14 protein-coding genes and 2 pseudogenes are annotated in these 14,343 nt (G+C 73.9%); 15 read left to right on the forward strand and 1 reads right to left on the reverse strand.

Features of this window, described 5'->3' with window-relative positions; genetic code table 11:
• Positions 1-16: 16 nt before the first annotated feature.
• Genes QSK20_RS21710 through QSK20_RS21720 form a run of 3 tightly spaced genes read left to right on the forward strand, consistent with a single transcriptional unit; the run spans position 17 to position 2,783 of the window.
• A complete protein-coding gene (locus QSK20_RS21710; protein ID WP_285790436.1) occupies positions 17-739 on the forward strand; it encodes an SDR family NAD(P)-dependent oxidoreductase in 723 nt (240 codons plus the stop codon).
• 11 nt (positions 740-750) lie between these two features.
• Positions 751-1,968 (forward strand): acetyl-CoA C-acetyltransferase, encoded by a 1,218-nt coding sequence (locus tag QSK20_RS21715; protein WP_285790437.1) that lies wholly within the window; start codon positions 751-753, stop codon positions 1,966-1,968.
• Positions 1,968-2,783, forward strand: a complete 816-nt coding sequence (locus tag QSK20_RS21720) for an SDR family NAD(P)-dependent oxidoreductase (RefSeq protein WP_285790438.1) — start codon at positions 1,968-1,970, stop codon at positions 2,781-2,783. The genes QSK20_RS21715 and QSK20_RS21720 overlap by 1 nt, the downstream gene beginning before the upstream one ends.
• Before the next feature lie 62 nt (positions 2,784-2,845).
• Here the strand turns inward: QSK20_RS21720 and QSK20_RS21725 are convergent, their stop codons facing one another.
• Positions 2,846-3,445, reverse strand: coding sequence for a TetR/AcrR family transcriptional regulator (locus tag QSK20_RS21725; RefSeq protein WP_285790439.1), 600 nt, complete (start codon positions 3,443-3,445; stop codon positions 2,846-2,848).
• A 242-nt stretch (positions 3,446-3,687) separates the two neighbouring features.
• Here QSK20_RS21725 and QSK20_RS21730 point away from each other — a divergent pair.
• The 12 genes and pseudogenes from QSK20_RS21730 to QSK20_RS21785 all read left to right on the forward strand — a co-directional run.
• Positions 3,688-4,521 (forward strand): annotated as a pseudogene (locus QSK20_RS21730) (CoA transferase subunit A); the annotation flags it as partial.
• A gap of 101 nt (positions 4,522-4,622) precedes the next feature.
• Positions 4,623-5,369, forward strand: coding sequence for a CoA-transferase subunit beta (locus QSK20_RS21735; protein WP_285790546.1), 747 nt, complete (start codon positions 4,623-4,625; stop codon positions 5,367-5,369).
• Positions 5,369-6,484 (forward strand): NAD(P)H-dependent flavin oxidoreductase, encoded by a 1,116-nt coding sequence (locus QSK20_RS21740; RefSeq protein ID WP_416903590.1) that lies wholly within the window; start codon positions 5,369-5,371, stop codon positions 6,482-6,484. Before QSK20_RS21735 ends, QSK20_RS21740 begins: the two co-directional genes overlap by 1 nt.
• Before the next feature lie 55 nt (positions 6,485-6,539).
• Entirely contained in the window at positions 6,540-7,307 is a 768-nt protein-coding gene (locus QSK20_RS21745) for an SDR family oxidoreductase (RefSeq protein WP_285790440.1), read from the forward strand.
• A 13-nt stretch (positions 7,308-7,320) separates the two neighbouring features.
• Positions 7,321-7,767, forward strand: coding sequence for an FAS1-like dehydratase domain-containing protein (locus tag QSK20_RS21750; protein WP_285790441.1), 447 nt, complete (start codon positions 7,321-7,323; stop codon positions 7,765-7,767).
• Positions 7,764-8,201 carry a MaoC/PaaZ C-terminal domain-containing protein gene (locus tag QSK20_RS21755; RefSeq protein ID WP_285790442.1) on the forward strand — a complete coding sequence of 146 codons (438 nt, stop codon included), beginning with the start codon at positions 7,764-7,766 and terminating at the stop codon, positions 8,199-8,201. Before QSK20_RS21750 ends, QSK20_RS21755 begins: the two co-directional genes overlap by 4 nt.
• On the forward strand, positions 8,198-8,935 hold the full coding sequence (locus QSK20_RS21760) for an enoyl-CoA hydratase family protein (protein WP_285790443.1): 738 nt from the start codon (positions 8,198-8,200) through the stop codon (positions 8,933-8,935). Before QSK20_RS21755 ends, QSK20_RS21760 begins: the two co-directional genes overlap by 4 nt.
• Positions 8,935-10,071 carry an acyl-CoA dehydrogenase family protein gene (locus QSK20_RS21765; RefSeq protein WP_285790444.1) on the forward strand — a complete coding sequence of 379 codons (1,137 nt, stop codon included), beginning with the start codon at positions 8,935-8,937 and terminating at the stop codon, positions 10,069-10,071. Before QSK20_RS21760 ends, QSK20_RS21765 begins: the two co-directional genes overlap by 1 nt.
• Positions 10,072-10,097: 26 nt before the next feature.
• Complete coding sequence (locus QSK20_RS21770; RefSeq protein WP_285790445.1) at positions 10,098-11,087, forward strand: acyl-CoA dehydrogenase family protein; 990 nt, start codon at positions 10,098-10,100, stop codon at positions 11,085-11,087.
• Positions 11,084-11,947 (forward strand): annotated as a pseudogene (locus tag QSK20_RS21775) (enoyl-CoA hydratase); the annotation flags it as partial. The gene QSK20_RS21770 and the pseudogene QSK20_RS21775, both read left to right, overlap by 4 nt.
• 68 nt (positions 11,948-12,015) lie before the next feature.
• Positions 12,016-12,750 (forward strand): SDR family NAD(P)-dependent oxidoreductase, encoded by a 735-nt coding sequence (locus QSK20_RS21780; protein WP_285790446.1) that lies wholly within the window; start codon positions 12,016-12,018, stop codon positions 12,748-12,750.
• Entirely contained in the window at positions 12,743-14,335 is a 1,593-nt protein-coding gene (locus QSK20_RS21785) for a class I adenylate-forming enzyme family protein (protein WP_285790447.1), read from the forward strand. The genes QSK20_RS21780 and QSK20_RS21785 overlap by 8 nt, the downstream gene beginning before the upstream one ends.
• The last annotated feature ends 8 nt before the right edge of the window (positions 14,336-14,343 follow it).

Raw genomic sequence — 14,343 nt, forward strand, 5'->3', positions numbered from 1 at the left:
TTGTTAGGTTGTTGCGGTGGACCTCACCTTCCCGACCGGCGCGACCGTCGTGGTCACCGGCGCCGGCAGTGGCATCGGCCGGGCGACCGCCCTGCTGGCCGCCCGGTCCGGTCTGCGCGTGGCCGCCTGGGACCTGACCGCCCAGGCGGTCGCCGACACCGTCGACACGATCACCGCCGCCGGCGGCACGGCCGTCGCGTCCACCGTCGACGTCGCCGACCCGGCGGCGGTGCGGACCGCCCTGGCGGCCGACGGCCCGGCCCGTTACCTGGTCAACAACGCCGGTCCGGCCAGCAGCACCGAAATCGACTTCGATCGCGCGCTGGCGCTCACCGTGGGCAGCGTGCGGACCGTCACCGACGCCTGGCTCGCCGGTCGACCGGAGGCCGGGGCTGCGGTGGTGAACGTCGCCTCGGTCGCCGGCAACCTGGTCGGCACCGACTCCGCCTGGTACTGCGCCGGCAAGGCGGCCATCGCCGGGTACACCCGGCACCTGGCCACCCGCCTCGCGCCGACGGTGCGGGCCAACGCCGTCGCCCCGGGCCTGATCGACACCCCGCGCACGGCCGGCTTCGCCGCCACCGCCCTGGGCCGGGACCTGGTCGCCCGCAACCCGATGGGGCGTGCCGGCCGTCCGGAGGAGGTCGCCGCCGTGGTGCTCTTCCTGCTCTCCCCGCTCGCCGGGTACCTCAACGGCGTCCTGCTGCCGGTCGACGGTGGCTGGACGGTCACTCAGTAAGGGGACAACCGATGCCAGAAGCCGTCATCGTCGCCGCAGCCCGCTCACCGATCGGCCGGGCCGGCAAGGGTTCCCTGGTCGGGATGCGCGCCGACGACCTGGTCACCGAGATCACCGGCGCGGCCCTGGCGCAGGTGCCCGCGCTGGACCCGCACACCCTGGACGACGTGCTGCTCGGCTGCGCCCAACCGGCCGGCGAACAGGGGTACAACCTGGCCCGGATCCTCGCCCTGCGGCTCGGCCTGGACGACGTGCCCGGCACTGTCGTCCAGCGCTACTGCGCCTCGTCGGTGCAGACCACCCGGATGGCGCTGCACGCGATCCGGGCGGGGGAGGGGCACGCCTTCGTGTCGGCCGGGGTGGAGATGGTCTCCCGGTACGACCGGGGCAAGGCCGACGGCATGCCCGACACCCACCACCCCCGGTACGCCGACGCCGAGGCCCGCACCGCCGCCCGGGCCACCGACGGCGGGGACTGGACCGACCCCCGGTCGGACGGGGCGGAGCCGGACGTCTACATCGCCATGGGGCACACCGCCGAGAACGTGGCCCAGCACTGCGGCGTCGGTCGCCGGGAGCAGGACGAGTACGCCGTCCGCAGCCAGAACCTCGCCGAGCAGGCGATCCGGGACGGGTTCTGGGCCACCGACATCACGCCGGTGACCCTCCCCGACGGGACAGTGGTGAACCACGACGACGGCCCCCGGGCCGGGGTGACCCTGGAGCGGGTCGCCGCCCTGAAGCCGGTCTTCCGGCCGGACGGCACCGTCACCGCGGCCAACTGCTGCCCGCTCAACGACGGTGCCGCCGCGCTCGTGGTGCTCAGCGACATCCGGGCCCGTGAGCTCGGCCTGACCCCGCTGGCCCGGGTGGTCTCCACCGGCGTCTCCGCGCTCAGCCCGGAGATCATGGGCCTCGGCCCGGTGCGGGCGAGCCAGCGGGCGCTCGCCAACGCCGGGCTCGCCATCGGCGACATCGACCTGGTGGAGATGAACGAGGCGTTCGCCGCCCAGGTGATCCCGAGCTACCGGATGCTCGGCATCGACCTCGACCGGCTCAACGTGCACGGCGGCGCGATCGCGGTGGGACACCCCTTCGGCATGACCGGAGCCCGGATGACCACCACCCTGATCAACGCGCTGCGGTTCCGGGACGGACAGTTCGGCCTGGTCACCATGTGCACTGCCGGCGGGCAGGGGATGGCCCTGGTCCTCGAGCGGCTCTCCTGATGGCCGGCGTACTGGCCGGTCGGGCGGTGGTCGTCACCGGGGCCGGACGCGGACTCGGTGAGGCGTACGCCCGGCTGGCCGCCGCCGAGGGTGCTTCGGTGGTGGTCAACGACGTCGACGCGGACGCCGCCTCGGCGGTGGCCGGCGAGATCGGGGCGGTGGCCGACGACTCGGACATCTCCACCTGGGCCGGCGCGGCCCGGCTGGTGGACACCTGTCGCCGGGTCCACGGGCGGGTGGACGGGCTGGTCAACAACGCCGGCCTGTTCCGGCTGGCCGACCCGCGCGACCAGGACCCCGAGGAGTTCCGTCGGGTGCTGGAGGTGAACCTGCTCGGCACCGCGTACTGCGGTCTGCACGCCATCCGGGCGATGCTGGCGCAGGGCGGCGGTTCGGTGGTCAACGTGACCTCGGGCGCCCAGGCCGGCACGGCCGCACTCGCCGCGTACGGCGCCAGCAAGGGCGGGGTGGCCTCGCTGACCTGGGCCTGGGCGGCCGACCTGGCCGGCACCGGCGTGCGGGTCAACGGGATCTCCCCCAACGCGCACACCCGGATGGCGGACGCGTTCGAGCGGCACCTGGGCGACCGGGCCCGGGGGCAGAACGTCGGCAAGTCGCCGTCGAGCAACGCCCCGGCCGTGGTCTATCTGCTCTCCGACGCGGCGGCCGGGATCACCGGGCGGATCCTGCGTGTCGACGGCGATGAGCTGTCGGTGGTGACCCCGCCCCGGGCGGTCGGCGCGGTCCGCGTCGCACACTGGTCGGTCGACGCGGTGGCCGCGGTGTTCGCCGGAGGGCTGGCCGCCGACCGGTGACGGTGGGCCGACCCCGACCGGTGGCAGTGACCCCCGGCCCCGACCGGCGGCCCTGGGGCGGGTCAGTCCTCCTTGGCCCGGTTGGTCAGGCCGTCGAGGAAGAGCGACGTGCAGTCCTCGGCGAGCCGGGCGATCGGGTGGTCGGTGCTGGGCTTGAACCAGCGCACGGAGAGCCACACCGCGTCCCGCATCAGCCGGTAGAGGATCTTCGGGTCGACGTCGGCCCGGAAGGTGCCCTCGGCGATCCCCGCCTCGATCACCGCGAGCCAGGTGGTCTGCACCTGCCGGCCGGCGTTGCGCAGATAGTCGAACCGGTCGAACTGGAGCAGGTAGTTGACGTCGTTCTGGTAGATCTCGGTGGCGTGCGGGTGCTGCTCGACCACCTCCAGCGAGGCCACGACGAGGTCGTGCAGGCGTCGTCGGGCGTCGGTCTGCTGCGCCAGGACCTGCTCGTACCGGTTACGCAGGTCCTCGAGGAAGGACGAGATGATCTCGTCGACCATCGCCTCCTTGGACTCGAAGTGGTGGTAGAGACTGCCGGAGAGGATGCCGACGTCGTCGGCGATCTGACGGACGGTGGTCGCCGCCACGCCCTTGCTGGCGAACAGGGCGGCGGCGCTGTCGAGGATCGCCTCGCGCCGCACTCCGGGCTCTCGCGCCATGTTTTCTCGCAGACGGATCGATGGAACAGGGGGCCGGGGCGGTGGTCGACCCGCCGGACGGCTTTCGGAGTGTACCGGCGACGTCGTCGGACGGTGTCGCTCCGTATCCAGGGTAGCGTAACCAACCAAGCGCTTGGTAAGTTTACCGCACACGGTCCCCGCGTATCGAGTAGAGCTGATGCAGCCTCGACGCCGGCGGGCCGACCGCGAGGGCCGGGCACACCGGCGGCGAGAAGGCGGCGATGGCTGACAAGCGGATGACCGAGGACGACGTCGTAGCGGAGCTGCGCTCGGGGATGACGATCGGGATCGGCGGCTGGGGCTCCCGGCGGAAGCCGATGTCTCTGGTACGGGCGATCCTCCGGTCCAAACTGACCGATCTCACAGTGGTCACCTACGGTGGGCCGGACGTCGGGCTGCTGCTCGCCGCCGGTCGGGTCCGCCGGGTGGTCTACGGTTTCGTCTCGCTCGACTCGATCCCCCTGGAACCGCACTTCCGGACTGCCCGGCAGTCCGGAAGTGTCCAGGTCACCGAGTACGACGAGGGCATGCTCCAGTGGGGGCTGTACGCGGCCGCGTGCCGGCTGCCGTTCCTGCCGACCCGGGTCGGGCTCGGCTCCGACGTGCCCCGGGTCAACCCCGAGCTGCGCACCGTGACCTCGCCGTACGGCGACGAGGAGCTGCTCGCCGTGCCGGCGCTGCGGCTGGACGCGGCCCTGGTGCACCTCAACCGGGCCGACGAGCGGGGCAACGCCCAGTTCCTCGGCCCCGACCCGTACTTCGACGAGCTGTTCTGCGCCGCCGCTGACCGGGCGTACGTCTCCTGTGAGCGGATCGTGCCGACCGCCGAGCTGACCGACGGGTTCTCCGCGCAGACCCTGCGGATCCAGCGGTGGATGGTCCGGGGCGTGGTCGAGGCCCCGAACGGCGCGCACTTCACCTCCTGCGAGCCGGACTACGGCCGGGACGAGGACTTCCAGCGGGAGTACGCCACCGCCGCCGCCGACCCGGCCGCCTGGGCGGCGTTCCGGGCCCGGTACCTGGAGACCGACGAGGCCGGTTATCAGGCGGCGGTCCGCGCCCGCCGGGCGGAGTCGGGCGACGACCACGCGCCGGTCGCGGCGGCGACGAGCGAGAGGACGAGCCGATGACGGAGCTGGCGACCGGAGAACCGACGGTGCGCGGCGCGACCCGGGCGGAGGTCTGCGTCGTCGCCTGCGCCGAGGCGTGGCGTGGGGACGGGGAGATCCTGGCCAGTGCGATCGGCCTGGTCCCGACGATCGGGGCCCGGCTGGCCCGGGCGGTGTTCGAGCCGGACCTGCTGCTCTCGGACGGGGAGGCGTACCTGGTCGAGGGGACCTGGGCGATCGGCGCGCCGCCCCCGGTGATCGAGGGGTGGCTGCCCTTCCGGACCGTTTTCGACGTGCTCTGGGCGGGTCGTCGGCATGTGATGATGGGGCCGAGCCAGATCGACCGCTACGGCAACTGCAACATCTCCGCGATCGGCGACTTCGACCGGCCGAAGGTCCAGCTCCTCGGGGTGCGGGGCGCACCCGGCAACACGGTGTACCACCCGACCAGCTACTGGGTGCCCCGGCACAGCCCGCGTAGCTTCGTGCCGACTGTCGACATGGTCAGCGGGGTCGGCTACGACCGGGCCCGGGAGGCCGGCGTCACCCGGCACCACGAGATCCGTCGGGTGGTGACCAACCTGGCGGTGCTGGACTTCGCCACGCCGGACAACCGGATGCGGCTGGCCTCCGTGCACCCTGGGGTGACCGTGCCGGAGGTGCTGGCGGCCACCGGCTTCGAGCTGGTGGTGCCGGACGACGTGCCGGTCACCCGGGAGCCGACCGCGGAGGAGCTGCGGCTGATCCGTGAGGTGATCGACCCCCGGGACCTCCGTTCCGCCGAGGTCCGCTGATGGCCGGGCTGCACACCCCGCTCTGTGACCTGTTCGGGGTGCGCTACCCGATCGTGCAGACCGGGATGGGCTGGGTCTCCGGACCGAGGCTGACCGCCGCCACCGCCAACGCCGGTGGGCTGGGCATCCTGGCCAGCGCCACGATGAGCCACGCCGAGCTGGAGGTCGCGATCCGGCGGACCCGGGAGCTGACCACCGAGCCCTTCGGGGTCAACCTGCGGGCCGACGCCCCGGACGTGCGCGACCGGATCGACCTGCTGATCCGGGAACGGGTGCGGGTAGCGTCCTTCGCCCTGGCCCCCCGGGCCGACCTGATCGCCCGGCTCAAGGACGCCGGGGTCGTGGTGGTGCCCTCGGTCGGCGCACGGCGGCACGCGGAGAAGGTCGCCTCTTGGGGCGCGGACGCGGTGATGGTGCAGGGCGGGGAGGGCGGCGGACACACCGGTCCGGTGCCGACCACGCTGCTGCTGCCGCAGGTGGTCGACGCGGTGGACATCCCGGTCATCGCCGCCGGGGGCTTCTACGACGGGCGGGGCCTGGTGGCGGCGCTGGCGTACGGCGCGGCCGGCGTCGGCATGGGCACCCGGTTCCTGCTCACCAGCGACAGCCAGGTGCCGGACGCGGTCAAGCAGCTCTACCTGCGGGCGTCGGTCACCGACACGGTGGTCACCGACGCGCTCGACGGGGTGCCCCAGCGGTTGCTGCGTACCCCGTTCGTGGACGCCCTGGTGCGGACCGGTCGGCTGCGGCGCGGCGGTCGTGCGGTGCGCAGCGCCGCCGCGTTCCGGCGGGCCACCGGGGCCGCCTGGCGGGACCTGGTGCGGGAGGGGCTGGCCATGCGCCGCGCCCACAAGCTGCCGCTGGAGCAGGTGCTGCTGGCGGCGAACACGCCGATGCTGCTGCGGGCGGCCATGGTGGACGGGCGGCCGGACCTGGGCGTGCTCTCCACCGGGCAGGTCAGCGGCCTGATCGACGACCTGCCGAGCTGCGCGGAGCTGATCGAGCGGATCGTGACGCAGGCCCGGGAGGTCCTCGCCGGCCTGGCCGGCGACGCCACCGGCACCGCCCCTGGGGGCGCGGCCGGCGGGCACCCGGCCGGGGCGAGCACCACCTAGACAAACCAAGCAAGCGCTTGGTAGTTTTTGTTCGGAACCGGAGAGGGGAGCCGCGATGTCCGCACCGACCAGCCACCGCCTGCTCGCCGACCGCACCGTGCTGGTCACCGCCGCGGCGGGCACCGGCATCGGTTACGCCACCGCCGAGCGGTGCGCCCAGGAGGGCGCCCGGATCGCGATCAGCGACCGGCACGAACGCCGGCTCGGCGAGGCCGCCGAGCGGCTCACCGAACTGACCGGCGTGGAGCCGGTCGCCGTCACCTGCGACGTCACCGACGAGACCCAGGTGCGCCGGATGTTCGACACCGTCCTGGAGCGCTTCGGCCACCTGGACGTGCTTGTCAACAACGCCGGCCTGGGCGGCACCGCCACGGTGGCCGAGATGACCGACGAGCAGTGGCACGGCGTGCTGGACGTGACGTTGACCGGCACCTTCCGCTGCACCCGGGCGGCGCTGCGGCACATGATGCCGCGCGGCTCGGGCGTGATCGTCAACAACGCCTCGGTCATCGGCTGGCGGGCGCAGGAGGGGCAGGCGCACTACGCCGCCGCCAAGGCCGGCGTGATGGCGCTGACCCGCTGCTCCGCGCTGGAAGCGGCGAAGTCCGGGGTACGCGTCAACGCGGTGTCCCCCTCCCTGGTCATGCACCCGCACCTGGCCAAGGTCACCACGCCGGAGCTGCTCACCGAGCTGGCCGAGCGGGAGGCGTTCGGCCGACCGGCCGAGCCGTGGGAGGTGGCCAACGTGATCGTCTTCCTGGCCAGCGACTACGCCTCCTACCTGGTGGGCGAGGTCATCTCGGTCAGCAGCCAGCACCCCTGATTCGGAGGGCACCATGGTCGACGCCAGCGCCAACGGCCGTACCGGCGGCGAGTTCCCGATGGTGGTCGAGCTCGGCAAGATCCGCGAGTTCGCCGCCGCCACCGGTTCGGAGAACCCGGCGTACCGCACCGCCGACCGGCCGGTCAGCCCGGCCACCTTCCTGACCACCGCCGCGTTCTGGCACACCGACGACTCCGACCCCTGGCCCCACGTGCGGATGAACCCGCGCCGGGGGCTGCACGCCGAGCAGGAGTTCGTCTTCCACGGACCGCCACCGGCGGCCGGGGACCGGCTGGTCTGCCGGTCCCGGATCGCCGACGTGTACCAGAAAACGAGCCGTCGGGGCGGCACGCTCACCTTCGCCGTCATGGTGACCGAGTTCCGGGACGCCGACGGGCGGCTGGTGGCCGAGGCGCGGTCGACAGGTGTGGAGACCTCGCAGCCGGTGGAGCAGCCGTGAGCGCCGCGCCACCCCAGGTGCCCCCGCCGCTGGTCTACGGCCCGGTCACCCGCACCGACCTGGTCCGTTACCAGGGCGCGTCCGGCGACTTCTACCCGATCCACCACGACGAGCCCTACGCCCGGTCGGCCGGCCTGCCGGCCCCGCTGGTGCTGGGCATGTTCTCCGCCGGACTGCTGGCCACCTGGGCGACCGACTGGCTCGGCGCCGACGCGGTACGCGTGTTCCGGGTGCGGTTCGCCGCGCAGGTCTTTCCCGGCGACACGCTCACCTGCACCGGCACGGTGCTGCGCGACTACCACACCGACGACGGGGAACCCCGCCGCGACCTGGAGCTGACCTGTCGTACCAGGGCCGGCGCGGTGGCCGTGCACGGGTGGGCCACCTTCGTCACCGGAGCACCGGTGACGCCGACCCTGGAGGGGCAGGCATGATCACGAGCCAGGTGCACGACGACGGCGTCGCCGAGGTCGTCATGGCCAATCCGCCGGTCAACGCGCTGCCGGTGGCCGGCTGGTTCTCCCTGGCCGAGCAGATCACCCGCCTCGGAGCCGATCCCACCGTCCGGGCCGTGCTGCTGCGGGCCGAGGGCCGGGGGTTCAACGCCGGGGTGGACATCAAGGAGTTGCAGGCCAGCCGGGACTTCTCCGCCCTCGTCGAGGTGAACCGCGGTTGCGCGGCGGCCTTCGCCGCCGTCTACGACTGCCCGGTGCCGGTCGTCGCCGCCGTGCACGGCTTCTGCCTCGGCGGCGGCATCGGCCTGGTCGGCAACGCCGACGTCATCGTGGCCAGCGAGGACGCCACGTTCGGGCTGCCCGAGGTGGACCGGGGCGCGCTCGGCGCGGCCACCCACCTGTCCCGGATGGTGCCGCAGCACCGGATGCGGGCGATGGTGTACACCTCCGCCACGGCGACCGCCGCCGAGCTGCACCGCTACGGCTCGGTGCTGGCCGTGGTGCCCGGCCCCGAGCTGCGGGACACCGCGTTGCAGGTGGCCCGGCAGATCGCGGCGAAGGACCCGACGGTGATCCGCGCGGCCAAGGCGTCGCTCAACGGCATCGACCCGTGGGACGTCAAGCGCAGCTACCGCTACGAGCAGGGCTTCACCTTCGAGCTGAACCTCGACGGTGCCGCCGACCGGGTCCGCGACACCTTCGGGCGGTCCTGATGGACCTGACCGACACCCCCGCCGAGGCGGAGTTCCGGGCCGAGGCCCGGCAGTGGCTCCGGGAGAACGTGCCGGCCACCCCGCTGCCCTCCGGCGACACCCGGAACGGGTTCGCCCGGCACGTCGAGTGGGAGAAGCAGCTCTTCGCGGCCGGCTGGTCGGCGGTCTCCTGGCCGAAGCGGTACGGCGGGCGGGACGCCTCCCTCTGGCAGTGGCTGATCTTCGAGGAGGAGTACCACGCGGCCGGCGCCCCGCAACGGGTCACCCAGAACGGCATCTTCCTGCTCGCGCCGACCCTCTTCGAGTTCGGCACCGCCGCGCAGCAGGAGACGCTGCTGCCCCGTATCGCCGCCGCCGAGGACCTCTGGTGCCAGGGCTGGTCCGAGCCGGAGGCGGGCAGCGACCTGGCCGGCATCACCAGCCGGGCCGTCCGGGACGAGGCGGCCGGTGGTTGGCGGCTGACCGGGCAGAAGACCTGGACCACCCGGGGTGCCTTCTGCACCCACCTGTTCGGGCTCTTCCGGACCGACCCGGACGCCGGCCGGCACCGTGGTCTCACCTACTTCCTCGTCCCGCTCGACGCGCCCGGCGTGACCGTCCGGGGCTTCGGCCGGCTGGACGGCGACGAGGGTTTCGCCGAGGTCTTCTGCTCCGACGTGTTCGTCCCGGACGACGCGGTGCTGGGCGGGGTCGACCAGGGCTGGCGGGTCGCCATGGCCACCACCGGCTCGGAACGGGGCCTGACCCTGCGTTCGCCCGGCCGCTTCCTCGCCTCGGCGGGAAAGCTGCTGGCACTGGCCCGGTCGACCCCCGGGGTGTCGCCCCGCGACCGGGAGCGGGTGATCCGCTCCTGGCTCGCCGCGCGGGCGTACCACCTCTTCACCCTCAGCCAGGTGGACGACATGCTCTCCGGACGGCCGCCCGGCGCGCGGACCAGCCTGAACAAGCTCGCCTGGTCGGAGCTGGACATCGAGCTGCACGACACCGCCCTGGACCTGCTCGGTCCGGCGGCGGAGCTGGACGCCGAGTGGACCCGGGGCTTCCTCTTCTCGCTCTCCGGCCCGATCTACGCCGGCACCAACGAGATCCAGCGCACCATCGTCGCTGAGCGGGTGCTCGGCCTGCCCCGCGCCTGACCCGCCACCGTCGTCGAGGAGACCCCATGCAGTTCGCCCTCTCCGAGGAGCAGGTGGCGTTCCGGGACGCGGTCCGGGAACTGCTCACCGCACAGTGCCCACCGGCGGTGCTCCGGTCCGCCTGGCCCGACGGCGACCCGGCCGGCGTCGACCGGCTCTGGGCGGCACTCGTGGAGCTGGACCTGCCGGCCGCCCTGGTGCCGGAGCCGGCCGGCGGCCTCGGGCTGGACGAGACCGACCTGGTGGCCCTGCTGGAGGAGGTCGGCCGCGCTGCGGTCCCGCTGCCGGTCGCCGAGCACGTGCTGGTCGCGGCCCCGCTGCTGGCCGCCGTCGACCACCCCCGCCTGCCGGACGTGGTCGCCGGCCGGGTCCGGGTCACCGTCACCGGCCCGGACGGTCTCGCGCCGTACGGTGGCCGCGCCGACCTGGTGCTGACCCTCACCGGCACGGCGGCCCGGCTCGCCCCCGCGCCCACCGGCGCGGTGCTGCCCACCGTGGACGGGTCACGGGCCCTGATCCGCTGCGACGATCCCGGTGACCTGCTCACCACCGACCCGGAGCTGCTGGCGGTGAGCCGGCTCCGCACCGACCTGGCCGACGCCGCCCAGCTCGTCGGGCTGGCCCGCCGGATGCTCGACCTGACCGTCGGGTACGTCGGGCAGCGCCGCCAGTTCGGCGTGCCGGTGGGCAGCTTCCAGGCGGTCAAGCATCACCTCGCCGAGGCGTTGCTCCGCCTGGAACTGGCCGTTCCCACGGTGCGCGCCGCCGCCTGGTCGGTGGCCCGCCGTACCCCGGAACGCGACGCCGACGTGTCGGCGGCCGTGCTGCTGGCCGTCGACGCGGCCCGGACGATGGCCCGGACGGCGATCCAGTGCCACGGCGCGATCGGCTACACCGTCGAGTACGACCTGCACCTGTACGCCAAGCGCACCTGGGCGGTGGCCGCCCGGTGCGACCCGGACGCGCACCTGGACCGGCTGGCCGGGGCGCTCGACCTCGAGGCGGTGCCGACATGACCGCGAACCCATCCACGCCGGACGGGGAGGAGGTGGTCCGCTACCGGGTCGACGGCCCGGTGGCGACGGTCACCATGAACCGACCGCGTTACCGCAACGCGCAGAACTCGGCGATGACCTACGCGTTGGACGACGCCTTCGGCCGGGCCGTCGACGACGACGACGTCAAGGTGATCGTGCTGGCCGGCGCCGGTGAGCACTTCTCCGCCGGGCACGACATCGGCACTCCGGGCCGGGACGTCGACCGTTCCTTTCCCCGGCGGGCCGGGCTGTGGTGGGACCACGTCGGCAAGGCCGGCGCGGAGAGCCGCTTCGCCCGGGAGTCCGAGGTCTACCTGGGCATGTGCCGGCGGTGGCGGGAGATCCCCAAGCCGACGATCGCCGCCGTGCAGGGGGCCTGCGTCGCCGGTGGGCTGATGCTCGCCTGGTGCTGCGACCTGGTGGTGGCCGCCGACGACGCGTTCTTCGCCGACCCGGTGGTGCGGATGGGCATCCCGGGTGTGGAGTACTTCGCCCACCCGTGGGTGATGGGGCCCCGGTTTGCGAAGGAGTTTCTCTTCCTCGGCGAGCGGGTGTCCGCCGCGCGGGCGCTCGAACTGGGCATGGTCAACCGGGTGGTGCCCCGGGACGGGCTGGCCGACACCACCCGGGACATCGCCGAGCGGATCGCCACCCTGCCCCGGCTGGGGCTGGCGCTGACCAAGAAGGCGGTCAACCAGGCCGAGGACCTGATGGGGCTGCGCGCCGGGATGGACGCCGCCTTCGGCCTGCACCACCTGGCGCACGCGCACAACGCCGAGGTCGGTGTGGACTCCCTCGCCGGGCACGACGCGCGGTCGATGCGGGACGCCGCCCGGGCCACCGAACCGCGACCGTCGGCGAGCGGTTCGGCGGAGGACGCGCCGCCCGACGGCGGTGCGGCCCAGCGGTGAACGGCCGGTACGAGGGCCGGGTCGCACTGGTCACCGGGGCCGCCGGTGGGCTGGGCCGGGCCACCGCCCGCCGGCTGGCCGCCGAGGGCGCCCGGGTGGCCTGCCTGGACCTGGACAGCGACGACGCCGGTCTGGGCGCGGCCGGTCTGGCGCTCGCCGTCGACGTCCGGGACGAGGTCGCCCTCGGCGCGGCGGTGGACCGGGTGGTCACCTGGGGCGGCGGACTGGACCTCGTGGTGACCGCCGCCGGGGTGGCCTCCTTCGGGCACACCACGGAGGTCCCGCTCGCCGAGTGGGAGCGGCTGCTCGCGGTGAACCTGACCGGCACCTTCCTGACCGCGCGGGCGGCCCTGCCGCACCTGGGCGCGGCGCGTGGCGCGCTGGTCACCGTCTCCTCGCTGGCCGGCGTGCGCGGCTACCGCTACAGCGCCGGGTACTCGGCGGCCAAGGCCGGGGTGGTCGGGCTGACCCGGGCCCTCGCGGTCGAGTACGCCCCGCTCGGGGTGCGGGTCGCCTGCGTCTGCCCCGGCTCGATCGACACCGGGATGACCCGGAACCTGACGCCGGTGCCGGGGGCGGACCCGAGGCTGCTGGCACACGGTCGGGCACTGGTGGACCCACCGGTGTCCCGGCCCGAGGAGATCGCCGGGGCGATCGCCTATCTCGGATCGTCGGAGGCGAGGTTCGCCACCGGCGCGGTACTGCGAATGGACGGTGGGGCAGGTGTCTGAGTTCTCCGCGACGACGATCGAGCGGTACTACGCCGACGGTTCCTGGGACGCCGACACGATCTCCGACCTGGTGGCCCGCAACGCCGCCACCACGCCGGACGCGGTGGCGTTCCACGCCCCCGAGGGGACGCTCACCTGGCAGGGGTACGACGCGGCGGCGACCCGGCTGGCCGGGGCGTACGTGCTCGCCGGGTGGACGCCGGGGCAGCCGGTGGCGGTGCTGCTCACCGGCGGCGCGCTCACCCACGTGGCGTACCTGGCCGCGCAGCGGGCCGGTCTGGTGACCGTGGGACTCGGTCCCCGGGCCGGGGACGCCGAGATCGGCCACCTGCTGCGGCACACCGGCGCGGTCGCGCTGGTCAGCCGGGCCACGCACCGGGGACGACCGGCGGCGGAGATCGCCCGGTCGACAGGTGCGCCCGCCCACCTCGAGGTGGACCTGGTGGACGGGGTGCCGGTGCTGAGCCGCGCCGGCGTACCGCTGCCGGTGCCGGAGGTGCCGGCCGCCGTCGAGCTGCTCGCCGGCCGGGGCCTCGGTCCGGACGACCTGTTCTTCCTCAACTCCACGTCGGGCACCACGGGGCGACCCAAGTGCGTGCGGCAGAGCATGAACGTGCGCAAGTACTTCGCCGCCCTCGCCGCCGACGCGGGCGCGTTCGGGCCGGACGAGGTGGTGCTCAGCGCGCTGCCCGCCCCGTACGCCTTCGGGCTGTGGAGCGCGCACGTCGTGCCCGCCCGGTACGGGTTCCCCACCGTGCTGACCGCCGAGTTCGACCCGGGTGCGACGCTCGACGCGATCGAGCGCCACCGGGTCACCGTGCTGGCCGCCGTGACCAGCCAGTTCATCATGCTGTTGAACCACGGGTCGTTCGCCCGGCGGGATCTCGGTTCGCTGCGGGTGCTCTTCACCGGGGGCGAGCGGGTGCCCGCGCACCGGGCGGCGGAGTTCGAGGAACGGACCGGTTGCCGGGTGCTCCAGTTCTACGGCTCCAACGAGGCCGGTCCGATCTCGGTGACCCGGGTGGACGATTCCCCGACGGCGCGGTTGGGCACCGCCGGGCGGCCGGTGCCGGCGATGCGGCTGCGGCTGCTCGGCCCGGACGGCGATCAGGTGTCCGACGGGCCGGGGCAGGTGGCGGTGAACGGCCCCGGCTGCTCCTCCGGCTACTTCCGGGACGAGGAGGCCAACCGGCTGCTGTTCCGGCCGGACGGCTGGCTGCGCACCGGCGACCTGGGACGACTCGACGACGACGGCTACCTCTTGGTGACCGGCCGGACGGCGGACTTCATCATCCGGGGCGGGCACAACGTCAGCGCACCGATGGTCGAGGAGGCGGTCGGCGGGCATCCCCGGGTGGCCCAGGTCGCCGTGGTCGGCGTGCCCGACGAGGTGCTGGGGGAGCGGGTCTGCGCCTTCGTGGTGACCCGCGAGGGCGGCGGCCTGACCCTGGACGAGCTGCGGGTCCACCTGGACGCCACCGGGGTCTCCAAGGTCAACTGGCCGGAACGGCTTGTCGAGTTGGCGTCGCTCCCGCTGGGCACGGGTGGCAAGGTGGACAAGGCGGCCCTGCGGGCGCTGCTCTGACCGCTGCA

It is taken from the genome of Micromonospora sp. NBRC 101691, assembly GCF_030269285.1.
Taxonomy (GTDB): domain Bacteria; phylum Actinomycetota; class Actinomycetes; order Mycobacteriales; family Micromonosporaceae; genus Micromonospora; species Micromonospora echinospora.

Coding starts and splice junctions, on each gene's coding strand:
- QSK20_RS21715 (WP_285790437.1), top strand. CDS start 751: ATGCCAGAAGCCGTCATCGTCGCCGCAGCCCGCTCACCGATCGGCCGG.
- QSK20_RS21720 (WP_285790438.1), top strand. CDS start 1,968: ATGGCCGGCGTACTGGCCGGTCGGGCGGTGGTCGTCACCGGGGCCGGA.
- QSK20_RS21725 (WP_285790439.1), bottom strand. CDS start 3,445: ATGGCGCGAGAGCCCGGAGTGCGGCGCGAGGCGATCCTCGACAGCGCC.
- QSK20_RS21740 (WP_416903590.1), top strand. CDS start 5,369: ATGGCCGGGCTGCACACCCCGCTCTGTGACCTGTTCGGGGTGCGCTAC.
- QSK20_RS21745 (WP_285790440.1), top strand. CDS start 6,540: ATGTCCGCACCGACCAGCCACCGCCTGCTCGCCGACCGCACCGTGCTG.
- QSK20_RS21750 (WP_285790441.1), top strand. CDS start 7,321: ATGGTCGACGCCAGCGCCAACGGCCGTACCGGCGGCGAGTTCCCGATG.
- QSK20_RS21760 (WP_285790443.1), top strand. CDS start 8,198: ATGATCACGAGCCAGGTGCACGACGACGGCGTCGCCGAGGTCGTCATG.
- QSK20_RS21765 (WP_285790444.1), top strand. CDS start 8,935: ATGGACCTGACCGACACCCCCGCCGAGGCGGAGTTCCGGGCCGAGGCC.
- QSK20_RS21770 (WP_285790445.1), top strand. CDS start 10,098: ATGCAGTTCGCCCTCTCCGAGGAGCAGGTGGCGTTCCGGGACGCGGTC.